The following is a 23,545-nucleotide window of genomic DNA, read 5'->3' as shown; positions in this document are numbered from 1 at the left end:
CGATGTCGGCTCGCTGGCGCGGGCGGGTTGCTCGAGGTAGGGTCGCAGACAGCGAAGGGGAGTAGCCCCCAATCGTGCGGTCGACATACTGATCCGCCGCCCGGCAGGGCACGGGTCCGGTCGCACGAACCGGCCGAGGCCGGTGGGCGAGACCTTCGGCCCTGACAACCACCCCGTTGTCGGCCGGAGCGCCCCGCGTCCCGGCCGGCGGGCCGGAGACCCGGAAGAGAACGCACACTCATGATCACCACCATCGCGCTGAGCATCGGCATCGTGTTCCTCGCCGAACTCGGTGACAAGTCCCAGCTGATGGCGCTGACCTTCGCGTTGCGTTACCGCTGGTGGGTCGTGCTCGGCGGGATCGCGACCGCGTCCGCGGGCGTGCACATCCTCTCGGTGGCCGTCGGCCACTTCCTCGGTGCCGCGTTGCCGACCCGCGCCATCGCCCTGGTGGCCGCGCTGACCTTCCTCGCTGTCGGCCTGTGGACCCTGCGCGAGCACCTGGTCGGCGGTGAGGAGGACGCACCGCCCGCCCCGCGCAGCAGCCGTGCGCCGTTCCTGGTGGTGCTGTCGGCCTTCCTGCTCGCCGAGCTCGGCGACCGCACCATGTTCGCGACCGCAGCCCTGGCCACCGACAACCACTGGTTCGGCGTGTGGATCGGCTCCACCGTCGGCATGGTGGCCGCCGACGGCCTGGCCATCGCGCTGGGCATCCTGCTCGGCAAGCACCTGCCCGAGCACATCATCGGTATCGCCGCGGGCCTGCTGTTCCTGCTCTTCGGCGGTGCCACGCTGCTGTCGGCGCTGGCGCCCGCGCTGTCCGCGGTCGCGGGCCTCGCGCTGGCGGCGCTGCTGCCCGCGGCAGCGGGCGCCGCGATGCTGATCCGCAAGCGCAGGCGGGCCGCCGCCGGCGCCGGCCGCGAGCCCGATCCGCTCGCGGTGCCGCGCCCGGAGTAGTCCGCCGCGGCCACGCGCGACCCGGCCGGCGGCAGCCTCGGCGCCCTCAGCCCGGCGCGCCGCCGTACACCGCGCCGCCGCGCAGCACCAGGTCGAGCAGCGGTTCGCGCAGCCGCAGCAGCCCGTCCAGATCATCGGCGGCGATCCGGGCGGTCACCATCGCGCTCACCGCGGCGGCGAACGCCACGCAGGCGAAACGCTGCGCGTCGGTGCGGGCATCGAGCACCTCCGCGATCAGCTCCACGAAGGAGGCCTGTAGCTGGGCCCGCTTGGCCAGCGCCTTGGAGCCGACCGCGTACACCTCCACCAGGTACAGCCGGGCATAGGCCGGGTCCTCGGCAAGTCCCTCGATGTAGGCGTCGAGCAAGCGTTCCATGCGCTCGAGATCCGGCCGGTCCACCGGGGCGTCGGCGCGCCGCTGCGCCGCCGCCGCGATCCGCGCCACCAGCCGCTCGACGGCGCGCTCGTAGGCCGCTTCGAAACAGTCCTCCTTGGACCGGAACTGCTCGTAGAAGGTCTCCCGGGAGACTCCGGCACGCTTGAGCACCGCCGCCACCGAGGTGCCCACATATCCTTCGGCCGCCATCGCGTCGGCCATCGCGTCCAGGATCCGATCGCGCTGTGAGGCGATCACCTGTTCCCGCGGCAGCCCGTGGCGTCCGCGGGGAAGCTGCCTGGCGCTGCCTGCCTTTCGCTGCATGGGTCGATTTTCACCGGACGGTTGGAGGGAGCCGTGGGCGGGGGCGGCCGAGGCACGGGTTAGGGTGCCATTGACGAAGGGCCAATTGGCTGTCACGAACGAGAGGACCATCGTGGAGATTTCGGGTTCCGCCGCCATCATCACCGGAGGTGCATCCGGCCTGGGCGCCGCCACCGCCAAGCGCTTCGCCGAGCTGGGGGCCACCGTCTTCGGCCTGGACATCCCCGCCTCGATCGAGCGTGCGGGTGACAACGTGCCCGCCGGCGTCACCCTGATCCCGGCCGACGTCACCAGCAACGACGAAGTCGCCGCCGCCGTCGCGCAGGTCGTCGAGTCCGGTGCGCCGCTGCGCATCGTGGTCAACTGCGCCGGTGTCGGCTGGGCCGGACGCATCCTGTCCAAGAACGGCCCGCACGACCTCGAGCTCTTCCGCACCGTCATCACGGTCAACCTGCTCGGCACCTTCAACGTGATGCGCCTGGCCGCCGACGCCATCGCCAAGACCGACCCGGTCGACGAGTACGGCCAGCGCGGCGTCGTCATCAACACCGCCTCCGTCGCCGCCTTCGAGGGCCAGATCGGCCAGATCGCGTACTCCGCGTCCAAGGGCGGCGTGCACGGCATGACCGTGCCTGCCGCGCGTGACCTCGCCCAGTTCGGTATCCGGGTGAACACCATCGCCCCCGGCATCATCGACACCCCGATGCTGGCCGGTGTCACCGAGGAGTACCGCAAGGGCCTCGAGGCGGGTGTGCCCTTCCCCTCGCGCCTGGGCCGTCCCGACGAGTACGCGCAGCTGTCGCAGTACATCGTCGAGCACGACTACCTCAACGGCGAGACCATTCGCATGGACGGCGCGCTGCGCATGGCGCCGCGCTGATCTCTCGTCCGGGCAGCATCGCTCGTACCGACGGCCGTCGCCGATTTCCTTCGGCGACGGCCGTCGTCGTGTCAGGCCGCCGGTTTGTGGCCGATGCCGAGCAGGGCGGTGGTCGTCAACGGCATGTTCGGCCGGTAGTGCTCGTCCAGGTGGGCGCGCATGATCGCCGCCCGCCGCTCCCACTCCCGCTCGCCGACCTCGCGACGCAACAGGGTCAGCGGCGCGCTGCCGCGCACCATCTGCGCGAGCAGATCGGCACCGTCGGCGTAGGCCACCGAGTGGGTGTGCCGCTGGATGGAGACCCCGGCGAAGCCCGCTTCGCGCATCTCGGTGGCGAAGACCTCCGGGTTCTCCAGGTTCAGGTAGTTCGGCTGCGGCTCCTGGATCGACGGGTCGGCCGCGCGCAGTGCCGCGAAGACCATCCGCATCAGCGTCGATTCCAGTACCGGCGCCCAGCTCGACACCACGGCGACCCCGCCGGGCCGCAGCACCCGGAACATCTCACCGAAACCCTTGCGGCGGTCGGGAAAGAACATCAGGCCGAACATCGAGAACGCCGCGTCGAACCGGGCGTCGGTGAACGGCAGGCGCTGGCCGTCACCGACGGTGGCGCGAATGTTGTCGATTCCCTCCGCGCGCGCCCGCGCGGTCAGCAGGCGCACCATCTCCTCGGAGAAATCGATGGCCGCCACCTCGGCGACCTGGCGGGCGGCGGGCAGGCTGAGGGTGCCGGGACCGGCGGCCACGTCGAGCACCCGCGCGTGCGGGCCGGGCGCCACGAGTTCGAGGGCGCGCGCCGAGAACGGTTCCAGCAGAGCGTGTGTGGTTTCGGCATAGCCGTCGGCGACCAGATCCCAGGGTTCCGGTGCCGCGAACGGATGTGCGGACATGTGTGCCGTGTTCCTTTCGACCGACACAGGCTATCCGGGTAACCCTTGCGCAAACTCGGCGGGAGTACCGAAAACGCTGTGTCGCTGTCGATTAGGCGTGCACGCCGGTCCGCATCGGCGCCCCGTGCGGTTTCCGTCAGGCGGCCAGCAACATGGCGAGCACCGCGGTGTCCGGGTCGCTGATCGGGTCCAGCCCGACCCGGCTCACCAGCGAGGTCACCGTACCGTCGGATTCGGCCTCGGCCCAGGCGGCTCGGTGCTCGAGGCCCAGATGCGGCACACCGGGCAGCAGCACGCAGCCCGACGCGGCGCCGGCACATTCCGGCAGCGAGGGGCGCGTCTCCGACGGCGGGTGCAGCATCAGCAGGGCGGGCGGCACATGCTCGGCGAAACGGCCCGGCTCGACGGCTTCCTCGCCGAGCACCGGCCCCTCGGCCATCACCAGGCCCACCGTGCCCGGCTGGGGATCGTCGGGCAGTTCCTCGCGCACCCCGAACACGGTGGTGGTGGGCAGCAGGCCGGGCAACGAGGCGACTCGCACCGCGAGCACGAGCACCTGGGCCCACTCCTTGGTGGTGTCGGGCCAGCGTCCGGAGATGACGAAACCGCGCAGGGAGCCGCGGGAGTGGAAGGGGGTGATCCCGATCGAGGTGTCGCTGGTCGTCATGTCTGCCTCCCGAACTGGTGTCGAACCGGGGCGGCCGTTGCCCGTTTTCCGTGGTTGCCCGTTTTCCGTGGATTCAGAGAATGACGCAGAGGTCATTTGGCACACAAGTACCAATGAGTGCCAGCCGGGGCCGGGGAAACGAAAGGTCGCGGCCGCCCCGATGCCGGGGCGGCCGCGACCGTCGAGCTGTCAGCGGATCCGGGTCAGAAGACCAGGCCCTTGCCCTGGTTCACGGCGCGGGCGAAGCGATCCTGCACGTCGGCCCAGTTCACCACGTTCCAGAACGCGGTCACGTAGTCGGCCTTGACGTTCTTGTACTGCAGGTAGAAGGCGTGCTCCCACATGTCGACCTGCAGCAGCGGGATGATGCCGAGCGGCACGTTGGCCTGCTGATCGTAGAGCTGGAAGGTCAGCAGCTTCTGGCCCAGCGTGTCGTAGCCCAGCACTGCCCAGCCCGAGCCCTGCAGGCCGTTGGCCGCGGCGGTGAACTGCGCGCGGAACTTGTCGAACGAGCCGAACTGGTCGTCGATCGCGGCGGCGAGCTCACCGACCGGCTTGTCACCGCCGTTCGGGGACAGGTTCTTCCACCAGATCGAGTGGTTGACGTGGCCACCGAGGTGGAAGGCCAGGTTCTTCTCGTACAGGAAGATGGCGCTGTGGTCGCCGGACTCCCGGGCGGCCTCCAGCTTCTCCAGCGCCTGGTTGGCACCGGCGACGTAGGCGGCGTGGTGCTTGGAGTGGTGGAGCTCGTTGATCTGCCCGGAGATGTGGGGCTCCAGAGCGCTGTAGTCGTAGTCCAGATCTGGCAGCGTGTACTCAGCCACGATGTCCCTTCCTCGATGTCGGGCTGTGGCGCCCGGATTATGAGCGCTTCCAACCATCATTCGTACACCCGCTCGGTACCAACTCGCCCGCTCGCCCCCGTGTTCCGGGTACGGCCGACGAATTCTCGCCGATCTTGGTTCGCGGTGCGCACGATGTCAATCGCACCGGGGCCGGGCCGGGCGGGACTACAGCTGCGGCACGATGCCCGATTGCAGGGTGCGTGGATCGGCGGCGTCGTGCGCCTGCCACCACCGGGTGCCGCAGGCGATGAACTCCGCCAGCGGGATCTCGGTGCCGTCCGGGTCGTGGATGGTGATCGCGTCGAACCACACCCGCACGTCCAGTTCGCGCGGGTCGATGCCCTCCTCCTGGGAGAACTCCAGCACGTGCGGGCTGATCCGGTTGTCGATCGTGGTGTCGAAACTGAGCAGCTCGCGCCACAGCGCCCAGCCGCTGTCGTCGACGTCGATGTACTCCCAGCCGTGCAGCCGGGCGCCGCCGAAGCTGCGGATCGCCTCGGCCAGTTCCTCGAGGCGCAGCGGCAGCACCTGCGGCGGGACGTCGCCCCAGGCGTGTACCCGTAGCGAGGCCGCGATCCGGCTGACGCCGGTGAAGGTGAGCCGGACCCGGCGTTCGTGCGGCGCGGCCTCGTCCTCGGCGAGTGTCAGTACCGACAGGTCGAGGCAGAGCCGGGCGCGGTCGGTGTCGACCTCGGCGCCGAGGCAGGCGGCCTCGGCCAGCGCGGTGTTGAGTCCCTGTGCGTCGAATCCATCGCGTGACCCCCTGCTCCGGTTCATGGCGCCAGGCTAACCAGAGCAGCGGCTCCGATCCGGGATTTCCGATATTCGCTACGGTTCTCGTTTTTTTGTGGAACCGAACCGGCGGTACCGGCGTCCAAGTAGATGTCGGGACCCGCACGACCGCGGTTCCGAGGCGGCGACGGATGATCGCTCCGGGATGTTCAGGAGGGGAGTCCCGGATCGGTCGTCCGCCACGCCCGCTTCACCGGGTCGCGTGGGTCCCGATCTCCCCGGCACGTCCGTCGTCGTTCGCCGCGTGTTTGCTTATAGTTCCATCCTGTGAATGGCCGGGCCGCGATAGCGGCCGCCTGTGGATCAGGTTGTGGATTATGTGGATAACTTCGACGGAGATATGCACAGGTCCGGTGGAACGGGGCACGGCCCGGCTATCGTCCGGGTAACCGTACTCGCGGCCCGGTACGGCGGATGTCCCGCTACCGCTGGTCATGCCCTGCCCCGGTACTCCCCGGCGCCGTGGCACGCATGGCAGGATCGAAACCGTGACTAGCTCCGAAATTCCGTCGGTGCAGGTGGACGAGGTCCCCGGTGCGTTCGACACGGGCCGCCCGGAGGGGGCGATCCTGCTCGACGTGCGCGAGGACGACGAATGGCAGCAGGGTCACGCGCCGGGCGCCGTTCACATCCCGATGGCCGACGTGCCCGCGCGCACCGACGAGCTGGACTACGACGCCGAGGTCTATGTGATCTGCCGGCAGGGCGGTCGCTCGATCGAGGTGGTCAAGTACCTGACCCACATCGGGTACGAAGCCGTGCACGTCAGCGGTGGCATGGTGGCCTGGCAGCGGACCGGCCGCCCGCTGGTGGCCGAGGGCGACCGGCAGGCGAAGATCTACTGACGACGAAGGGCGAGGTGCACGGGTGAGTACGGTGGTGCAGCCGTGTGCGCGATGCGGCGCACGATGGGCGGTCCAGTCGACACCGTTGCACTGGTGTCCGCGCTGCCGCGGCGTGCTGCTCTCGCCCGGCCCGATCGACGCGCCACCGCAGCGCCGCAACTATCGATGGGTCGCCCGCAAGCCCGACCACCGCGTCCGCAAGCCCGGCGGCACCGGCCCGGCCGCGCCGACACCCACCCCGCGCTATCGGGAGATCCCGCGCTGGGGTCTGCACGACCTGCCACCGCCCGCACCCGCCGCGGCCCGGTCCCGGCTCGACGATTTCGCGTCCAACACCGAACGCCTGCTGATACTCACCGCGTGGCTGTTCGGGCTGGCGGCCCTGGCCGAGGTACTGCGGTATCTGATCCTGCTGCGCAACCGCACGCGGCTGATCCACCCGTTCGTGCTGACGCTCTCCGATGTCTTCGTCTGGGCCACCGGCCTGGCCGCGGTCGTCTTCGCCCTCGGCACCGCGGTGGCCCTGGCCGGCTGGCTGATCCGTACCCGCCGCGCGACCTACGCGCGCACCGGTCACGCCGATCCGCGCGCGCCGTATGCGATCCTGCTCGGTTGCCTGGTGCCCGTGGTCAATCTGCTGTGGCCGGGGGTCTACCTGGCCGAACTGGCCACCGCGACCGGTGATCCGCGCGCCGAGCGGGCGGTGCGGATCTGGTGGTGCGCCTGGGTGGGCAACGGTGTGCTGGTGGCGGCGGCGCTGCTGTGGCGGACCGCCGACTCCCTGCAGGCGCAGGCCGACGGGGTGGCGTTCACCGCCCTCACCGACGCCGTCGCGGCGGCCGTCGCGGTGCTCACGCTGGCGGTGGTCCGGCTCTTCGATGGCCGGGATCTGCGCGGACGTGCCAGGATGGCGCGGCGATGGGTGGTCGCCACCGACCCCGCGGTGCCGGTGATCGAACCGGTGCACCCGGGCGGTGCCCGCCGGGAGGCGGAGCCTGCCGCCGCGGCGGCCCGGGATGCGGACGACGCCGGGGTGACCGAGGATCGGGTGACCGAGGATCGACAGATCGCGCACGGCGCCGAGGACCGTGCGCAGGAGGAGGTTGTGGCCAAGTGAGCCAGGGCAATCGCGCACCGTTCGTGGTCGCGCACCGGGGAGCGTCGGCGGCGCTGCCCGAGCACACTCTCGCGGCGTACGAACTCGCGCTGCAGGAGGGCGCCGACGGCGTGGAGTGCGATGTCCGGCTCACCAGGGACGGCCACCTGGTCTGCGTGCACGATCGCACGGTCGACCGCACCTCCTCCGGTACCGGCCCGGTCAGCGAGATGACCCTGGCCGAGCTGAAGGCCCTCGACTTCGGCGCCGACGGCACACCCGCCTCGGTGCTCACCCTCAGCGAGCTGATCGAACTGGTGCTGGACTGGCGCAGCAGGCCGACCAAGCTGTTCATCGAAACCAAGCATCCGGTGCGCTACGGCGCCCTGGTGGAGAACAAGGTGCTGGCCGAGTTACAGCGCTACGGCATCGCCACCCCGGCCTCGGCCGATCACTCCCGCGCCGTGGTCATGTCGTTCGCGGCCACCGCGGTGTGGCGGATCCGGCGCGCGGCCCCGCTGCTGCCGACCGTCCTGCTCGGGGAGTCGTCGCGGTACCTGGGCGGCGGCGCGGCCACCACCGTCGGCGCCACCGCCGTCGGCCCCTCGGTGAAGACCCTGCGCGAACACCCCGAACTGGTGGACAAGGCGGCCGCGGCGGGCCGGGCCACCTACTGCTGGACCGTCGACGAACCCGCGGACGTGCGGCTGTGCGCCGATCTGGGCGTCAGCTGGGTCGCGACCAACCATCCCGGCCGCACCAAGGCGCTGCTCGCGGCGGCCTGATCGGCGCGCCGGGCGCGTTGCGGGTGTGGCCATCGGCCCCGTGTAGGTTGTGCGCTCGTGGGAAAGAGCAAGCGCAACAGTCCGAAGCCCGGAGGGAACCGGGCCCAGCGTCTCGCCGAGCGCAAGGCCGCGCTGGAGCAGGCCGCCCAGGTCGTCACCCGGCCGTTCGAGGGTCTGGCCGCCGAATGCGATCTGGTCGCCCTGCGTGAGTTCGTGCCGTCGGCCACCGCGACGCTGCCGTTGCAGCCGGGCGTGGCCCCCGAGCGCGAGGTCGTGCTCGGCACGGTGCTGCCCGGTGCCGTGGCGGCATTGGTGCGCGCCGGGGAACCGCCGGTCGGCTACGTGGGCGCGCAGGTGCAGTTCCAGGGTGCCGACGCCGGTGCGGACCTGGCGGCCGCGATCCTGTGGACCCAGTCGGCCGAGGCGGGGGATTCGCTGACCTCGGTCGAGAGCATCGCGGGCGGGCCGCGCCTGACCGACGTGATCGACCCGAACGCCTCCCTCGACCTCACCGTGCAGCAGGACTTCGACTGGTGGGTGCCCGAAGGCGTCACCCCGGACCCGCAGGTGGCCGCGACCATCGAGCAGGCCAAGCAGGCGATCATGCCCTCGGCGCGGCTGGACCTCGGCGCGGACGTCGTCGGCGCCGCCTGGTGGGTGGACGCGGGGGAGAAGGCGCACGTGCGCTGGGTCCGCCCGGAGGACGAGGACGCGCTGATGCTGGCGCTGGCCCGGGTGCACGCCGCCGGTGGGCTGCACATGGGCGAGGGCTCTCGCTTCGCCGGGTCGTTCCGCACGCACGGGCTGCTCGTGCCGGTGTTCGACCTCGATCCCGAGCGGCATCCCAGCGAATGGGTGGAGCCGGCCCGGGAATTCGGCGTCCGGCTGGCCGACGCCCTCGCCGTGGACACTCCGCTGACGGCCGACGAGCGGCGTTCCCGCGACGGACTGCGCTCGCGGCAGGTCACCCTGCGCTGAGAAATCAGTGGCGAAAAGTTTGTGAAAACGCCTTCTTTCTGATCCGGCCTGGGTTAGGTTCGTTCCGTCGCCGCGAGGTGACACCGGGACGGGAAACCCGACCCGGCTGATGAGGAAAGTAGGAACATCATGGACGCCATTCTCGCGCTGCTCACCACGCTGCTCAGCTCCCTGAGCGCTGAGTGACGGACGGTTTCACGATGCGACAGGCCCGGCTCGTCCTCGAACGAGCCGGGCCTGTTTGCTCCCGCGGTTACGGCGGCCGGAATTACACCGAGCCACCGGCGACCGACGGGGCGTAGGACGCGTCGGCCGGACCGCTCATCTCCCTGGCCACGAAATCCTCCAGGTCGAACAGATTCGACCCGGCGCGGTCGGCGATGTTGAGCAGGGTGGTCATGTTGGCGACCTCCTCGACCTGCTCCTTCAGGAACCACTGCATGAATTGCTCGCCGAGGTAATCGCCTTCTTCCCTGGCGGTGCTGGCGAGCCGGATGATCTGCTCGGTGACCGTCTTCTCCTGCGCCAGCGCCAGGGCGATCGGCTCGCGGGCGGTCTCGAAATGCGACTTTGCCGCATCGATGCCGGACAGCTCGACGCTGATATCGCGGTCCAGGAAGTACTGGACGATCATCAGGGCGTGATTGCGTTCCTCGACCGCCTGGCGGTAGAAACGCTTGGCCAGCTGCGGCAGATCCGCATTGTCGAACCACACCGCGATCGCGATGTACTGGTGTTCGGCATTGAATTCATGCCGGATCTGGTCGTGAAGCAGGCTGTGGAATTTGCTGCGCGGGTTCTCCGGATGACTGGACATGTTCCCGACATTAACGCTGGTCAGAGCGCTTGTCATCCAAGTACACCCTAATTGAGGATAGTATTGCCTAATTAAATGTGCCCTGCCCCAGCCATTTTCGGAGCGGTGGGGTCGGCGCCTTTCCCGGGCTTCAGTTCCCGCGCCACGAACTCCTCGACATCGAACAGATTTCCGCCCCGGCGCTCCAGCACCGACAGCAGCGTGGTCATTCCGGCGACCGCGTCCAGCTGCTCGCGCAGGAACCACTGCATGAACTGTTCGCCGAGGTAGTCCGCCGAATCCCGGGCGGCGGCGGTCAGCGCGGTCACCTCGTCGGTGTAGGCGCGCTCGGCGGCGAGCAGCAGCGCGACCGCCTCCCGCTCGGAGTCGAAGTCGGACTGCACACCGTCGAGCCCGCCGACCCGGACGGGCAGGTCGCGGTCGAGCAGGTACTGGACCATCCGCAGGGCGTGCCCGCGGTGGTGTTCGTGGCGCAGATAACAGTGGCCGGCCAGCCGGGGCAGTCGGCGGACGTCGAAGTAGACCGCGCCCGCCAGGTACTGCTGCGCGACGGTGAAACCGCGCCGGATCTGTGCGTTCAACAATGCCGGAAACGCCTCGGCGACTTCACTTCCGCTCATGCTCCGACGCTACCGCGTGAGCAGGTCGTCCGGAATCTGCCTGTCGTCGGCGAGTGCCTCGAAGAACGCCCCGGCCCGGTTCTTGTCCCACAACACCACGTTGCCGCTGCCGGAGACGTCGTCGAAGCCGCCGACGGGCACGGTGGTCGCCACGGTGTCGCCCCGCATCGCCCAGCCGAGCCTGCCCAGATCCCACAGGTGATCGCCCTCGTCGACCTTCAACGACCGCGCGATGTCCGACGCCAACGGCCACAGCGTGAACGGGTTGGCCAGGGTCGAGGCGCTGGTGGCCTTCTCCAGCAGGGCGGACATGAACAGGCGCTGGTTGTTCATCCGGTCGATGTCGGCCAGCGCGGTGGCGCGGGTGCGCACGAAGCCGAGCGCCTGCGGACCGTCGAGCTCCTGGCAGCCCGCAGGCAGATCGATGCCCGCCAGCGGGTCGTCGATCGCCTGCGGCAGGCACACCTCGATGCCGCCGAGGGTGTCGACCACGTTCGCGAAACCGGCGAAGCCGATCTGCGCGTAGTGGTCGATGCGCAATCCGGTCGCGATTTCGACGGTCTGCACCAGCAGCTGCGGGCCACCGAGCGCGAACGAGGCGTTGAGCTTGTCGCGGCCGTGGCCCGGGATGCTCACGTAGGAGTCGCGCGGCAGGCTGACCAGGGTGGTCTTCCCGGAGCGGGGGATGTGCACCAGCATGATCGTGTCGGTGCGCTCCGGGCCCACCTCGCCACCGGTGGCCAGCTCCTGTTCCTGTTCGGCGGTCAGTCCGCCGCGGCCGTCGGAGCCGACCAGCAACCAGTTCGTGCCGGGGGTGTCGCCGACCCGATCGGCATACCCGGCCAGCGCGTCGATCCTGGTGAGTTTGCCGTCCAGGTGGATGACACCGGCCACGGAACCGATCACCAGCACCAGCAGGAAGATCAGGAACCAGCGGAACGGGTGCCGCTTGCGGCGCGGGCGCGGCGGGCGCGGCGCCGGGTCGCGCCTGCGCGGCGGGGCGGCCGGCGGTGGCGGCGGGACGTGCCTGCGCGGCGGCCGGTGCGCGCGGGGATCCTCGAAGGGCTCCGGCGTCTGCGTGGGCGCGTAGTCGGTCCGGCGCAGCCGGGGCGGCGGTTCCTGGGGTACCTGCGAGTACGCCAGCGGTTGGTGCGGCGCGGCGTCGCGGTACAGCTTCTTCGTCGGCTCGACGGGGCGCGGCGGGGGAGCGGGCCGGTGGCCGGGCGCGCCGTGGCCCGGGTCGGCCGCGCGCGGATCACGCTGGTGCGGCATGCCGGGGCGGCCCTGCGGCGGCGGCACCCGGCGCGTCCGCGCGTTGCGGGGGTCGTCGCCGTTCATCACCCGTCGACTCTACTGTCCGGCGGTGCGGAAAGGGGACTGGTCGCAGACCGCCCGCCCGCTCACGGCAGCCAGCCCACACGTCCGCGCAACGCCACGTATCCGAGGTAGGCCACCGCGTCGATGGTGGCGTGCGCGATCACCAGCGGCCACAGCTTGTTCGTCCGCTGCCAGTAACGGCCGAAGATCAGGCCCATCACCAGGTTCCCCAGCCCGCCGCCGAGCCCCTGGTAGAGGTGGTAGCTGCCGCGCAGCAGCGCCGAGGCCAGCAAGGCCGAGTTGGCCGACCAGCCCAGCTGCCGCAGCCGGGTCAGCAGATAGCCGACGACCAGCACCTCCTCGGCGACCGAATTCGCGCAGGCCGACAACAGTAGCACCGGCAGCCGCCACCAGTGCTCGTCCAGGGAACTCGGCACGATGGTCACGCTGACCCCCATCGCGTGCGCGACCAGGTACAGCCCGAGCCCGGGCAGCCCGATGACCGCCGCCAGCACCAGCCCCGGCGGCAGATCGACGCGCGGTCGCGGGCGGCCGAGCCCGATCAGCTTGGGTCCGATCCCGCTGCGCCACAGCAGATACAGCCCGAGCGCCGCCCACGCGGCCAGCCGCAGCACGCCGACGAGCTGGAAGAGCAGGTCCAGCAGAGAATTGCTCGAGCGGGAGGCATTGAGCGCCACCGTCCGGCCGCCGACGCCCTCCGGGGAGAGGGCGCTGTCCAGCAGCGCGAGCGCCGCGCCGAATCCGCTCAGCCCGAAGGTGACCACCAGGACGATCGCGATTTCCAGGCGGATCGCCGACCGCTCCCGGTCGGTGGGCTCGGACTCCTCGCGGCGCGCGGGCGACTCGGCTGGCATGCCCTCGAATCTAGGCGGCGCGGAATCCGGGCGGCGCGGCAAGTCGGGGCCGTGTGCCCGGTGCGATGGTCAGATCCGGCGCAATCCGTTGAGGAAGGGGCAGCCGGCCAGCGCCCGCACCGCCCGGCTCAGCGCCTCGACGTCGTCGACGGGCGCGGTGAACGGCAACCGCACGTCGTGGTCGCCGTCGTGGCCTTCGACGCGCAGGGTCAGGCCGTAGCGGTCGATGGCCAGCGGGTGCACGGCGCCGGTCTGCAAGCGCGGCGGCAGGTGCCGGGCCAGTTGCTCGAGGATGTCGGGGTGGTCGGCGTCGAGGTGTTGCAGCCAGGCCGACTCCATCTGGCAGAAGGGATCCGGCTGGGCCGAGCGGAGTTCCTCCACGCGCACCGATTCCGCGCCGGTCGCGTCGGCCATCACCGCGGTGTCGATCACCAGCCGCAGCAGGGTGGCGCCGTGGCCGACGTCGAGCAGTTCCGGGTGCGGGAACTCCTTGGCGACCTCGCCGGCCAACGCCCGCTGCGCCGACTGCGGCACCGTGCGCACCGCACCGCGCAGCCAGACCAGCGCCCGCACCGGCTCGCGCAGCGGCAGCGGCGCGTGATCGGTGAGCTCGAGCACCGCCGCGGCGCCACCCGGCCCCGAGTTCGCCGTCAGCACGGCGGCCACCGACCCCGCGGGCACGGCGATCACCACGTCGCCGCACTGGCGCAGGTGATGCACCGAGGTCGGCGTGGGGTCGATGCCGGGCAGGGCGAGCACGGCCTGTTCCGCGTGTGCGCAGGCGCTGCGCACCCGTTCGGCAGTGCTCGGCGCGAGGACGGGATTCGGCATGCGGACCTCCGGAAGGATGCGGCGGCGATTTAGGTAAACCTAAGCTAAGTGAGGAAGGTGTGATCTGCAACCCTTACGCGCGGCCGCGTCCGCACCGCCGCCGAGCGGCGACGCCGCGGGGGATACCGTGGCCGGGTGGCCGATGCACCGACTCCCGCAGGTAACCCGCCGCACGAGCCCGTCCTCGTCACCCTCAGCACCCCGGCCCGTCGCAGCCTCGTGGCGGGACTGGTCCGCCCGGTGACGCCGCGACCGGAGGCTCCCGTTCTGCACGCCGACGGCAGCGACGCCGAGGTCGCCGACTTCCTCGCCGCCATCGCTCACGCCGAGACCGGCTACCTCGCCCGCACCGACAGCGGCCCGCGCGCGCTGGCCGTGGTCGCCGCCACCGCCGCCGCACTGTGCGGAGAGGACATCCGCGCCGCCCTCGCCGCGCCGGACCTCGCCTTCCTGACCGCCCTGAAACCGCCCGCGATCGAGGCGGTCCGCGGCGTGTTGCTGGCGGTGGAGACCGAGCAGCCCGAGGCGGTCCGCGCCGCACTCGCGGTCCTGGAACCCTGAACGGAAGCGCGCGAACGCGGCCGTTCGCGGCCCGGTCGCGGAAAGCGGGGGCGCGCGGTCACAGAAATTCAATACAGTCGTAGTCGTGCCGCGTATCGCCTACTTCGGACCCACCGGAACGTTCACCGAGATGGCCCTGGCCGAGCTCGAATCCTCCGGCCATTTCGATGGCCCCGTCGAGCGGGTCGCCGCCCCGTCGCAACCGGCGGCGCTGGATCTGATCCGATCCGGCGCCGTCGAGGGCGCCGTGGTGCCGATCGAGAGCTCGATCGAGGGCTCCATCTCGGCCACCCTCGATTCGCTGGCGATCGGCCCGCGGCTGCAGATCGTGGCCGAGACCGAGCTGGAGGTCAGTTTCGAGATCCTGGCCAGGCCGGGCACCACGCTGGCCGACGTACGCACGCTGGCGGCGTTCCCGGTGGCGGCGGCGCAGGTGCGGATGTGGGTCGAGCGCACGCTGCCGCAGGTGCGGATGTACACCTCGGCGTCCAACGCGGCGGCGGCCGAGGACGTGGTGGCCGGGCACGCGGAGGCGGCGGTGTCGACGGCGTTGGCCGGCCAGCGGCTCGGCCTGGTGGCGCTGGCCTCGAAAGTGGTCGACTACGAGCAGGCGGTGACCCGCTTCGTGCTGGTGCGCCGCCCCTGCGTGGCACCGCCCGCCACCGGCGCCGACCGCACCTCGATCGTGCTGGAACTGCCGAACGTGCCCGGCTCGCTGATGCGGGCGTTCGCCGAGTTCGCCACCCGGGGCATCGACCTCACCCGCATCGAATCGCGGCCGACCCGAACGGGTCTGGGCACCTATCGGTTCTATCTGGATTGCGTCGGCCACATCGACGACGCCGCGGTCGCCGAGGCATTGAAGGCGCTGCACCGGACCGCGCGCATCCGGTTCCTCGGCTCGTGGCCCGCGACCTCCGCGACCGGCACGCCACCACCCTCGGACGAGGAGGCGGCGCAGTGGCTGACGCAGCTACGGAAGGGAGTGGCGGACCTATGACGGGGGCGGGTTCCGCGGGCAGGCTGATCCTGGTCCGGCACGGCGAGACCGAGGGCAACGTGGCCAAGCTGCTGGACACCAGGGTGCCCGGCCTGCCGTTGACCGAACGCGGTGCGGCGCAGGCGAAGACGTTCGGCTCGACGCTGCTGACGCCGCCGCGGGTGCTGTTCACCTCGGAGGCGCTGCGAGCCAGGCAGACCGCGAGTTTCATCGAGGCCGCGACCGGAGTGGCCGCGTCGGTGCTCGAGGGTGTGCACGAGGTGCAGGCCGGTGACCTGGAGGGCCTCAACGACGAAGAGGCGCACCGTACCTTCCAGCGCATCTACCGGGCCTGGCACGAAGGTGATCTGAAGGTGGCGGTGCCCGGCGGCGAATCCGGCGCGGACGTACTGGACCGGTTCCTGCCCGTGATCGAGGACCTGCGGCAGCGTTTCCTCGATCCGGAGGCCAACACCGGCGATGTGCTGCTGGTGAACCACGGCGCGGCCATGCGCCTGGTCGCGCGCACGCTGACCGGGGTCGGCCCGCCGTTCACCACGAACAACCACCTGGACAACACCGAGACCATCGAGCTGGTGCCGCGTCTGGACGGCGGCTGGGAATGCGTGCGGTGGGGCAGGTTCGTGCCACCGTTCGGGTACGAGGTGTCGCCGACCGCCGATGATCCGATGGGCTGAGCAGTTCCGACGGGCTGAGCAGTTCCGACGGGCTGAGCGGATCCGACGGGCTGATCGGCCGCGGCAGTGGGCCGCGGCTCAGATCGGTTCGGTGACGACCGGCGGGAACTTCTCGCGCTCGGGCAACGAGTCGATGAGATCTTGGATCGCGGTCCGCAGCCGGGCCGTGGTGCCGCTGCTGATCGAGGTCCATTTGGTGCCGTCGTCGGCGACGCTGGCGGTCAACACGATCCGGCCGCCCCTGGTGTCGAACACGGCGACGTGGCTGTCGGCGATCTCGCGGGTGCCGTCGCCGTAGACCACCCCGGAAATCTGGGTGTGCGAACGGATCTCGACCAGCGCGGAGGCCAGGGTCTGCACGTCCCGGGCGGGCTGGCAGACTTTGGCGAGCCGATTCGCGGTGGCCGCGGAGTCCCCGGCGTCGCCGAAAATCGGGGCGAGCAACTCGGTTTGGGCGTTCATGCTCTCCAGTTCGAGCGGCTCGGCCGAACCGAGCGCGGCGACGAGCGGACCCGGCAGGTCCTCGTCCACCTCGTCGACCACGTAGGACTGCGGCCCGCGCAGGGCGACGACGGCCATGTCGTCGCCCTGCGCCAGGCACATCCTGCTGACCTGCCCCTCGACGACCAGGCGCAACGCCAGCACCCAGTGCGGGCGGTAGAGCGTGCGCAACCGGTCCTCGAGTTCCCGGTGCACCACCCCGTCGATCAGAAGATCCCGCTCGACGAGGGAGTTCTCGGCGACCTGCATCGCCGCGTCGTGGTCGGCCTGGTTGTCGTAGCGGCCGACCGCCTGCAGCACGACCGGTAGTTCGTCGAACTCCAGCTTCTCCAGAAGGAACTGCATCTCGTCCAGCGCCAGGGTGACGCCGCCGAGCATCGACGGACCGCGGCCCGCACCGAGGATCGTCACCGAGCCGTCCCGGCGGGATCGGCGCCGATCACCCCGTCCGCGGCGTAGCGGCCGTCGCCGAAGTGATCGCCACGCAGGTAGTCCGCGGCCTTGTGCTCGGTCTCCTCGTCCTCGGCCGACTGGGTGCGGCCGAGCAGCGGGCTGCCCGGTGCGTTGGCGGCGCGCGCGGGCGCGGTCTCCACCCGGGCGACCACCTCGGTGGCCGGCGTCGCCGCCGGTGCGGCGGACTGCAGGCCCGAGCCCCAGCCCTCCGGCAGCTTGAGCGAACCGTTCTGCAGGTTGACCGAACCGCCCAGGCCGACCGTGGCCGACCGGGTGGCCGCCGCACCCGCACCGCCCGCGGCCGGACCCGCCCCCATGACGGCGGCCGGGGCCGCGGCGACCGGGGCCGCCGGTGCGGCGCCGGTGGCGGCGGCGATGGCGCTCGCGCCGAGGTTGCCGACCGTGCTGACGCCGGAGGTCGCGACGGTGCCCGCGACGTTGGCCGCCTGGGTGGCGGCGCTGACCACGGCCGGGTTGTTCACCACGGACGCGGCGGTCGCGAGCGCGGTCTGCACCGGATCGCCCTGGAACGAGGTCTCGGCGGACTGCGCCGGGGACGCGGTGCCCGCGCCGTCGGCGATCGGCGGCGGCGCCTGGAACTCGCCGGGCGTGGTGACGACGGCGGTGGTGGCCGCCTCGTAGGTCTCCATCACCAGGGCCGCGCGCAGGTCCATCGCGTGCTTGGCCAGCTCGGCGGCCTCGAACGCGCCGGACACCGCGCCCGCCGGGTTGGCCGAGGCGACCACGGCGGCGTTGGTGGCGAGGATCTCGGGCAGGCTGGGCATCGCCAGCGACGCCACGGTGTAGGCGGTGGCGTTGGCGGCGGCCTTGGAGCCCATCGCGGCGGCCATGACGCCCTGCTGCTCGGCCCAGCCGGTGAACCCGACCAGCCGCGAGAGCGCCGCGATGCCGTTGACACCCTGCATGCCGACGCCGAGCTCGGCCATCACCCGCGTGACGGTGGCGGTCGCGTCCACCCAGGCCGCGGTGAGCGCACCCCAGGCGGTGGCCGCCGCCGAGATCGGGACGGCGTGCGCGCCCGCGTTCAGCGCGATGGAATTGGCTTCGGCCATGCGGGGCAGCCAGAACACCCCGGTGATACCTGCGGTCATGTTTTCTCCCCTGTTCGTCGATCACGCGCGATGGCGCGGATCAGGCCCCGATGGTTCCGGCGACGCTGTTCATGACACCCGCCTTGACGACGTCCTCCGCGACGTGCGTGGCCAGCTGCATGCGCAGGACGTTGGCCGCGTGGTGCAGTTCGAGGATGCCCTGGGCGATCGAATGATCGTGGGTGGCGGCCGCCTTGTTGAAGTGCTGGGCGGCCAGGAGCGAGACCTCTTCCGCACCGGAGGGCAGCACGTGGGTGGCGGGGCCGCTCAGCGTGGCGGCCGCGGCCAGCCGCTCGGCGAGCAGGTCCAGCTCGGCGGCGGCGGCGAGAATGAGCTCGGGCGAGATCGATACGTGGCCAACCATGACTCGACTCCTTCTAGTGGCGGCTATGGGCGGAACCACAAGAATTCCCCCTACGAGTGATAGGACGCGACAGCCACGCGATCGGTTCCATCGAATCCCCTCTAACCCCATCCCAACTGATGCAGCCGCTCTTCGTCAATCCCGAAGTAGTGCGCGATCTCGTGGATCACGGTCACCGCGACCTCCTCGACCACCTCGGCCTCGTCGGCGCAGATCTCCAGGATCGCGTCGCGATAGATGGTCACGGTGTCGGGAAGCGCACCGCCGTAATGACTGTCGCGCTCGGTCAGCGCGATGCCGCGGTAGAGCCCGAGCAGGTGCGGGTCGTCGGGGTCGCGTGGCTCGATCAGCACCACGACATTGTCGATGGCGCCGGTCAATTCGGGCGGGATGAGGTCGAGCGCATCGGAGACCAGCTCCTCGAACCGGTCCTCGGACATGGAGACCGCCATGTGCCGATGCGCCTACCGCGGCTGCGGCTGCGGCGGCAGCGGGGCGGCGCCGGGCAGCGGGGTGGGGGTGGACCGGCCCGAATTCGGCGGTGGCACAGGGGCTTGCCCGTTGATCAGGATGTCGCCGCGGGCGGAACCGATGATGGGGGCGAAGCCCTCCCGGTCGGTGCCCTTGCCGATCATGCAGTCCAGCTTGCGGCTGCCCGCCAGCCAGCTGCGCGCGTCGACGTAGTCGAAGAACAGCGTCAGCGTCTTGTTGCGGATGGCGTCGGGCGAGCCGAGATAGTCGTTGACCGCCGTGGTGCACTGCTCCTCGACGAACTTGTCCTGATCGGCCTTGGCGGGCGGGCCGCCGGTGAAGTGCGTGCCCAGATCGACCGTGGACACGATCTCCACCGCGTGCTCCTGCGCGCAGTCCACCGGATCGGTGGGCAGGTTCTGGTTGATGCCGAGGCAGGTGCCCGCCGCGAAGACCTTGGACTGGTCCTGCGTGGCCGCGCTGCCGGTGGTGGGCAGCGGCGCGCCGGTGCTGGCCGAGAACTGCAGGCCGCAGCGCAGCGTGCGGTCGCCGTTCTTCCAGCCCTCCGGGCTCGGATACATCAGACCGACCACGTAGCGGCCGCGCGGGTCGAACTTGCCGTTCATGTACCGCTGCACCGCGGGCACGCAGTGCTCCTCCTTGAGTTCGGTCAGGCGCAGCGAATCCGGGAAGCGGGAGCCCGGGCCGAACTCCACTCCGGGGTAACGGCTCATGTCGATATCGGCGGCCACCTCGAACAGGTGCCGGTTGTCGCAGGCGACCTTCATCAGGTCGCTGCGGTCGGGCTTGCTCCAGGTCAGGCAGTCGCCGGCGGAGGCGGTGCCGAACTCCTTGTCCAGCACGGTGTGCGCGGGTGCGGCGGGATTGTGGGCCTCCAGCCCCTTCTCGTTCTCGAAGCCGGTGACGAACAGCGTCACCAGCGCGGCGACCACCGCGCCCGCGGCCGCGGCGAGCAGCCCCCAGCGCAGTTTCGGCGCCGACAGGCGCACCTCGCGCACCCGGGCCAGGGCGGAATCGTTCCCCGAGCCTGCGCGGGACCGACGTGCGCGCGCCGGCCTGCCCGCCCCCGGCCGGGGCTGCTGCGGTGTCTGGGACACATCATCCTGGGACACATCATCGGAGGACATCGCGCTCCATCATGGCAGCAGCTCCCATGCGGTGCCACGACCTGGCGGAATATCGGTGTGACTGGCTCACGCGGCGCCGACTAGGCTGACTGCCCATGATCGACCTCCGACTCCTGCGGGAGGACCCCGACGCGGTGCGCGCCTCGCAGCGTGCCCGCGGCGAAGACCCCGCCCTCGTCGACGCACTGCTCGAGGCGGACGCGGCCCGGCGTGCGGCGGTCGCCACCGCCGACAATCTGCGCGCCGAGCAGAAGGCGATGAGCAAACAGATCGGGAAGGCGCCCAAGGAGGAGCGATCCGCGCTGCTGGCGCGCGCGCAGGAGCTGTCGGTCAAGGTCAAGGAGGCCGAAGCCGCCCAGCACGCGGCCGACGCCGATCTCGACGCCGCGCATCGCGCGCTGTCGAACGTGGTGCTGCCCGCCGTTCCGGCCGGCGGCGAGGACGACTACGTCGTGCTCGAGACCGTGGGCACCCCGCCGGAGTTCGACTTCGAGCCCAAGGACCACCTCGAACTCGGCGAGGCGCTCGGCCTGATGGACATGGAGCGCGGCGCCAAGGTCTCCGGCTCGCGCTTCTACTTCCTCACCGGCCACGGCGCGCTGCTGCAACTGGGCCTGCTGCAACTGGCCGCGCAGAAGGCGGTCGCCAACGGCTTCACCATGATGATCCCGCCGGTGCTGGTGCGCCCGGAGGTGATGGCGGGCACCGGCTTCCTCGGCAGGCACGCCGCGGAGGTCTACCACCTCGCCGACGACGACATGTACCTGGTCGGCACCTCGGAGGTGCCGCTGGCCGGCTACCACGCCGACGAGATCCTCGACCTCAGCGCCGGTCCCAAGCGCTACGCGGGCTGGTCGTCGTGCTTCCGCCGCGAGGCGGGCAGCTACGGCAAGGACACCCGCGGCATCATCCGGGTGCATCAGTTCGACAAGGTCGAGATGTTCGTCTACACCACGCCCGACCAGGCCGAGGCCGAGCACGAGCGGCTGCTGGCCTGGGAGCGGGAAATGCTGGCCGCGATCGAGGTGCCCTACCGCATCATCGACGTCGCGGCGGGCGATCTGGGCAGCTCGGCGGCGCGCAAGTTCGACTGCGAAGCCTGGGTGCCGAGCCAGCAGACCTACCGGGAACTGACCTCGACCTCCAACTGCACCACCTTCCAGGCCCGCAGGCTGTCGGTGCGCTACCGCGACGAGAACGGGAAACCCCAGATCGCGGCGACCCTGAACGGCACGCTGGCCACCACCCGGTGGATCGTGGCGATCCTGGAGAACCATCAGCGGGCCGACGGGTCGGTGCGGGTGCCCGCCGCGCTGGTGCCGTTCGTCGGCACCGATGTGCTGCGGCCACCGGCCTGACCGACGGACACCCGAGCGGCGGACACTCGAGCGGCGGACACTCGAGCGGCGGACAATAGCCGAGCGTTCGCCCTGCCCGAATTGCGGGATGTGGCAACTCCGGTGATGCGCAGTGTCTAGGCTGTTCTCCGTGCGAGGAATCGGGGCGCGCGGCGATACCCGAACCCGGGTGCGGGCGGCATCGGCGCTGGCGACGGCAATGGTCATGGCGAGGACCACCGGGGCGTTCTACGTCATGGGTGGCGTGCTCGGCCTGGTGATCACCGCGGTCGCTCCGGGCGACGAGGGTAATCGGCCGCTGGTCGGTACGGCGGCGGCGATCGCGCTGGCGCTGGGCCTGACGCTGCTCGCCTGGGGTCCGCGGTTGCCACACGGGATCCATCACGGGTACGTCGCCATCGCGACCGTGTTGATCACCATCGCGGTCTACGCGTTCCCGAACACCGTCGGCGCCATCAGCCTGGCCGCCTTCTACGTCTTCATCGCCTGCGACGCCGCATTGTTCTTCCGCTGGCCGCAAGCCGCCGCGCACATCGCCTTCGCGGTGGTGCTGTGCCTGTGGTCGCTGCCGACCAGGGACCTGCCGTGGTGGTCGGGGATCATCCCGGCGGGCGTGACGTTCGGCGTCGGTGTCGTGGTCGGCATCCTCACGCGCATGGCCTCCGAGGCGGACATCGACGTGCTCACCGGCCTGCTCAACCGCCGCGGCTTCGACCGCGCGCTGAACACCGCCATCGAGCACGCCACCCGCAGCGGGCAGGGCCTGGCGCTGGTGCTGGTCGACCTGGACCGCTTCCAGAAGATCAACGACCATCTCGGCCACCGCGCCGGTGACGCGGTGCTGCAACGGGTCGCCGACACCTGGTCGAAACTGCTCGCCCCGGACCAGCGGCTGGCCCGCTACGGCGGCGACGCCTTCGCGCTGCTGCTGCCCAACACCACCGAACAGGCCGCGATCCTGCTCACCGAGCAGCTGCGCGCGGCGGTCACCACCGGCTGCTCGGCGGGCGTCACCTCGTGGCAGCCGGGCGAGTCCGGGTCGCTGCTGGTCAGTCGCGCCGACGTCGGCCTGTACCGGGCCAAGCAGGCGGGCCGGAACCGGACCGTGCTGGAGTCCTCGCGGCAGCTGCCGCTGGCGGTGGAACTGCGCGAAGCCATCGACCGCGGCGCGCTGGACGTGCACTACCAGCCGATCGTCAGCCTCACCGAGGGCGGCGGCAAGGCGGTCGGCGTGGAGGCACTGCTGCGCTGGTCGTCGAGCGCGCAGCCCGACGTCACCACCGAGGGCCTGATCCGGGTGGCCGAGGAGTACGACCTCATCGCCGACCTCGACGAGCTGGTGCTGCGCCGCGCCTGCGCCGACGCGGCCCGGTTGCAGGAGACCTTCGCCCAGCTCGACCTGACGCTCAATGTCAACGTCAGCGGACTGGAACTGGCGGAGGCCGGGTACGCCGACCGGGTCTCGGACATCCTGTCCGCCACCGGCTGGCCCGCCGACCAGCTGGTGCTCGAGGTGACCGAGAGCGAGCTGGCCGCCGAATCCCAGACCGCCATCGCCAACCTGCACACCCTGCGCGAGCGCGGCGTGCGGATCGCCATCGACGACTTCGGCACCGGCTACTCCTCGCTCAGCCGACTGGCCACCCTGCCCAGCGACATCCTCAAGGTGGACCAGTCCTTCGTCGCCGCGATCCGCTCCGACTCGCCCGCTCCGCCGCTGCTCGGCGTCATCGCCGCGCTGAGCAACGCGCTCGATCTCCAGGTGATCGCCGAGGGTGTGGAGACCGAGTACCAGGCCGCGGTGCTCACCGAACTCGGGTTCGCGCTGGCGCAGGGCTATCACTACAGCGATTCGCATCCGGTGTCGGAGTTGATCAACGACCTCAACTACGGCCAGGGCCGGGTCGGTTCCGGCCAGTCCGAGCGCGCGGACACGGTGGCATCCAACGGCTGGGTGCCGCTCAGCTGACCACGATCCGGGCGGACCACGGCCCGGCCGGAAATG

26 protein-coding genes are annotated in these 23,545 nt (G+C 70.9%); 11 read left to right on the top strand and 15 right to left on the bottom strand.

The window, feature by feature from the left end; genetic code table 11:
- Positions 1-240 precede the first annotated feature (240 nt).
- On the top strand, positions 241-957 hold the full coding sequence (locus tag AMO33_RS20055; protein ID WP_060593882.1) for a TMEM165/GDT1 family protein: 717 nt from the start codon (positions 241-243) through the stop codon (positions 955-957).
- A 46-nt stretch (positions 958-1,003) separates the two neighbouring features.
- Here AMO33_RS20055 and AMO33_RS20050 read toward each other — a convergent pair whose 3' ends face one another.
- The gene (locus AMO33_RS20050; protein WP_060593881.1) at positions 1,004-1,657 is read right to left on the bottom strand and encodes a TetR/AcrR family transcriptional regulator; all 654 of its coding nucleotides are present in this window, start codon (positions 1,655-1,657) and stop codon (positions 1,004-1,006) included.
- A 112-nt stretch (positions 1,658-1,769) separates the two neighbouring features.
- Between AMO33_RS20050 and AMO33_RS20045 the strand changes: the two genes are divergently transcribed.
- Complete coding sequence (locus AMO33_RS20045) at positions 1,770-2,537, top strand: SDR family NAD(P)-dependent oxidoreductase (RefSeq protein WP_011206647.1); 768 nt, start codon at positions 1,770-1,772, stop codon at positions 2,535-2,537.
- A 71-nt stretch (positions 2,538-2,608) separates the two neighbouring features.
- Here the strand turns inward: AMO33_RS20045 and AMO33_RS20040 are convergent, their stop codons facing one another.
- The 4 genes from AMO33_RS20040 to AMO33_RS20025 form a co-directional block, all read right to left on the bottom strand.
- Positions 2,609-3,427, bottom strand: a complete 819-nt coding sequence (locus AMO33_RS20040; RefSeq protein WP_060593880.1) for a class I SAM-dependent methyltransferase — start codon at positions 3,425-3,427, stop codon at positions 2,609-2,611.
- 136 nt (positions 3,428-3,563) lie between these two features.
- Positions 3,564-4,094, bottom strand: a complete 531-nt coding sequence (locus AMO33_RS20035; RefSeq protein ID WP_011206649.1) for a hypothetical protein — start codon at positions 4,092-4,094, stop codon at positions 3,564-3,566.
- 203 nt (positions 4,095-4,297) lie between these two features.
- A complete protein-coding gene (locus tag AMO33_RS20030; RefSeq protein WP_011206650.1) occupies positions 4,298-4,918 on the bottom strand; it encodes a superoxide dismutase in 621 nt (206 codons plus the stop codon).
- A 186-nt stretch (positions 4,919-5,104) separates the two neighbouring features.
- The gene (locus tag AMO33_RS20025) at positions 5,105-5,716 is read right to left on the bottom strand and encodes a hypothetical protein (RefSeq protein WP_060593879.1); all 612 of its coding nucleotides are present in this window, start codon (positions 5,714-5,716) and stop codon (positions 5,105-5,107) included.
- A gap of 503 nt (positions 5,717-6,219) precedes the next feature.
- On the opposite strand from AMO33_RS20025, the gene AMO33_RS20020 reads away from it, so the two are divergent.
- From AMO33_RS20020 to AMO33_RS20005, 4 genes are read left to right on the top strand one after another with little or no spacing between them, the layout of a single operon-like run.
- Positions 6,220-6,576, top strand: coding sequence for a rhodanese-like domain-containing protein (locus AMO33_RS20020; RefSeq protein WP_011206652.1), 357 nt, complete (start codon positions 6,220-6,222; stop codon positions 6,574-6,576).
- Between the two features lie 22 nt (positions 6,577-6,598).
- Positions 6,599-7,693 (top strand): DUF4328 domain-containing protein, encoded by a 1,095-nt coding sequence (locus AMO33_RS20015; RefSeq protein ID WP_060593878.1) that lies wholly within the window; start codon positions 6,599-6,601, stop codon positions 7,691-7,693.
- Positions 7,690-8,457, top strand: a complete 768-nt coding sequence (locus AMO33_RS20010; RefSeq protein ID WP_011206654.1) for a glycerophosphodiester phosphodiesterase — start codon at positions 7,690-7,692, stop codon at positions 8,455-8,457. Before AMO33_RS20015 ends, AMO33_RS20010 begins: the two co-directional genes overlap by 4 nt.
- 57 nt (positions 8,458-8,514) lie before the next feature.
- Positions 8,515-9,435 carry a DUF5926 family protein gene (locus AMO33_RS20005; protein ID WP_060593877.1) on the top strand — a complete coding sequence of 307 codons (921 nt, stop codon included), beginning with the start codon at positions 8,515-8,517 and terminating at the stop codon, positions 9,433-9,435.
- Between the two features lie 268 nt (positions 9,436-9,703).
- Here AMO33_RS20005 and AMO33_RS20000 read toward each other — a convergent pair whose 3' ends face one another.
- From AMO33_RS20000 to AMO33_RS19980, 5 genes are all read right to left on the bottom strand, one after another.
- Positions 9,704-10,252, bottom strand: coding sequence for a ferritin (locus tag AMO33_RS20000; RefSeq protein WP_011206656.1), 549 nt, complete (start codon positions 10,250-10,252; stop codon positions 9,704-9,706).
- Between the two features lie 71 nt (positions 10,253-10,323).
- Positions 10,324-10,872: a ferritin gene (locus AMO33_RS19995; RefSeq protein ID WP_011206657.1), complete on the bottom strand. Its 549-nt coding sequence runs from the start codon at positions 10,870-10,872 to the stop codon at positions 10,324-10,326.
- Positions 10,873-10,881: 9 nt separating this feature from the next.
- Entirely contained in the window at positions 10,882-12,210 is a 1,329-nt protein-coding gene (locus AMO33_RS19990) for an LCP family protein (protein WP_060593876.1), read from the bottom strand.
- Positions 12,211-12,272: 62 nt separating this feature from the next.
- Entirely contained in the window at positions 12,273-13,064 is a 792-nt protein-coding gene (locus tag AMO33_RS19985) for a CPBP family intramembrane glutamic endopeptidase (protein ID WP_060593875.1), read from the bottom strand.
- 69 nt (positions 13,065-13,133) lie between these two features.
- Positions 13,134-13,895: a DUF2470 domain-containing protein gene (locus AMO33_RS19980; RefSeq protein ID WP_060593874.1), complete on the bottom strand. Its 762-nt coding sequence runs from the start codon at positions 13,893-13,895 to the stop codon at positions 13,134-13,136.
- A 135-nt stretch (positions 13,896-14,030) separates the two neighbouring features.
- On the opposite strand from AMO33_RS19980, the gene AMO33_RS19975 reads away from it, so the two are divergent.
- The 3 genes from AMO33_RS19975 to AMO33_RS19965 all read left to right on the top strand — a co-directional run bounded on the left by AMO33_RS19975 (position 14,031) and on the right by AMO33_RS19965 (position 16,133).
- On the top strand, positions 14,031-14,456 hold the full coding sequence (locus tag AMO33_RS19975) for a hypothetical protein (RefSeq protein ID WP_011206661.1): 426 nt from the start codon (positions 14,031-14,033) through the stop codon (positions 14,454-14,456).
- An 85-nt stretch (positions 14,457-14,541) separates the two neighbouring features.
- Complete coding sequence (pheA, locus tag AMO33_RS19970; RefSeq protein WP_011206662.1) at positions 14,542-15,456, top strand: prephenate dehydratase; 915 nt, start codon at positions 14,542-14,544, stop codon at positions 15,454-15,456.
- A complete protein-coding gene (locus tag AMO33_RS19965; RefSeq protein WP_060593873.1) occupies positions 15,453-16,133 on the top strand; it encodes a histidine phosphatase family protein in 681 nt (226 codons plus the stop codon). The genes pheA and AMO33_RS19965 overlap by 4 nt, the downstream gene beginning before the upstream one ends.
- A gap of 78 nt (positions 16,134-16,211) precedes the next feature.
- On the opposite strand, the gene AMO33_RS19960 is transcribed toward AMO33_RS19965, so the two are convergent.
- The 5 genes from AMO33_RS19960 to AMO33_RS19940 all read right to left on the bottom strand — a co-directional run bounded on the left by AMO33_RS19960 (position 16,212) and on the right by AMO33_RS19940 (position 20,167).
- The gene (locus AMO33_RS19960) at positions 16,212-17,045 is read right to left on the bottom strand and encodes an ESX secretion-associated protein EspG (protein WP_060593872.1); all 834 of its coding nucleotides are present in this window, start codon (positions 17,043-17,045) and stop codon (positions 16,212-16,214) included.
- A complete protein-coding gene (locus AMO33_RS19955) occupies positions 17,042-18,199 on the bottom strand; it encodes a PPE domain-containing protein (RefSeq protein WP_060593871.1) in 1,158 nt (385 codons plus the stop codon). The genes AMO33_RS19960 and AMO33_RS19955 overlap by 4 nt, the downstream gene beginning before the upstream one ends.
- A 40-nt stretch (positions 18,200-18,239) precedes the next feature.
- Positions 18,240-18,563: a PE domain-containing protein gene (locus AMO33_RS19950; RefSeq protein WP_011206666.1), complete on the bottom strand. Its 324-nt coding sequence runs from the start codon at positions 18,561-18,563 to the stop codon at positions 18,240-18,242.
- A 101-nt stretch (positions 18,564-18,664) separates the two neighbouring features.
- Positions 18,665-19,015 (bottom strand): metallopeptidase family protein, encoded by a 351-nt coding sequence (locus AMO33_RS19945; RefSeq protein ID WP_011206667.1) that lies wholly within the window; start codon positions 19,013-19,015, stop codon positions 18,665-18,667.
- A gap of 12 nt (positions 19,016-19,027) precedes the next feature.
- A complete protein-coding gene (locus tag AMO33_RS19940; protein WP_371392070.1) occupies positions 19,028-20,167 on the bottom strand; it encodes a septum formation family protein in 1,140 nt (379 codons plus the stop codon).
- Positions 20,168-20,277: 110 nt separating this feature from the next.
- Here AMO33_RS19940 and serS point away from each other — a divergent pair, with 110 nt between their 5' ends.
- Both serS and AMO33_RS19930 read left to right on the top strand, forming a co-directional pair.
- Complete coding sequence (serS, locus tag AMO33_RS19935) at positions 20,278-21,540, top strand: serine--tRNA ligase (protein WP_011206669.1); 1,263 nt, start codon at positions 20,278-20,280, stop codon at positions 21,538-21,540.
- A 205-nt stretch (positions 21,541-21,745) separates the two neighbouring features.
- Positions 21,746-23,509 (top strand): putative bifunctional diguanylate cyclase/phosphodiesterase, encoded by a 1,764-nt coding sequence (locus tag AMO33_RS19930; RefSeq protein ID WP_228786790.1) that lies wholly within the window; start codon positions 21,746-21,748, stop codon positions 23,507-23,509.
- Positions 23,510-23,545: the final 36 nt, after the last annotated feature.

The organism is Nocardia farcinica, from assembly GCF_001182745.1.
Lineage (GTDB): Bacteria > Actinomycetota > Actinomycetes > Mycobacteriales > Mycobacteriaceae > Nocardia > Nocardia farcinica.
The sequence above is the reverse complement of the archived record's forward strand: the minus strand, read 5'-3'. Positions and strand labels throughout refer to the sequence as shown.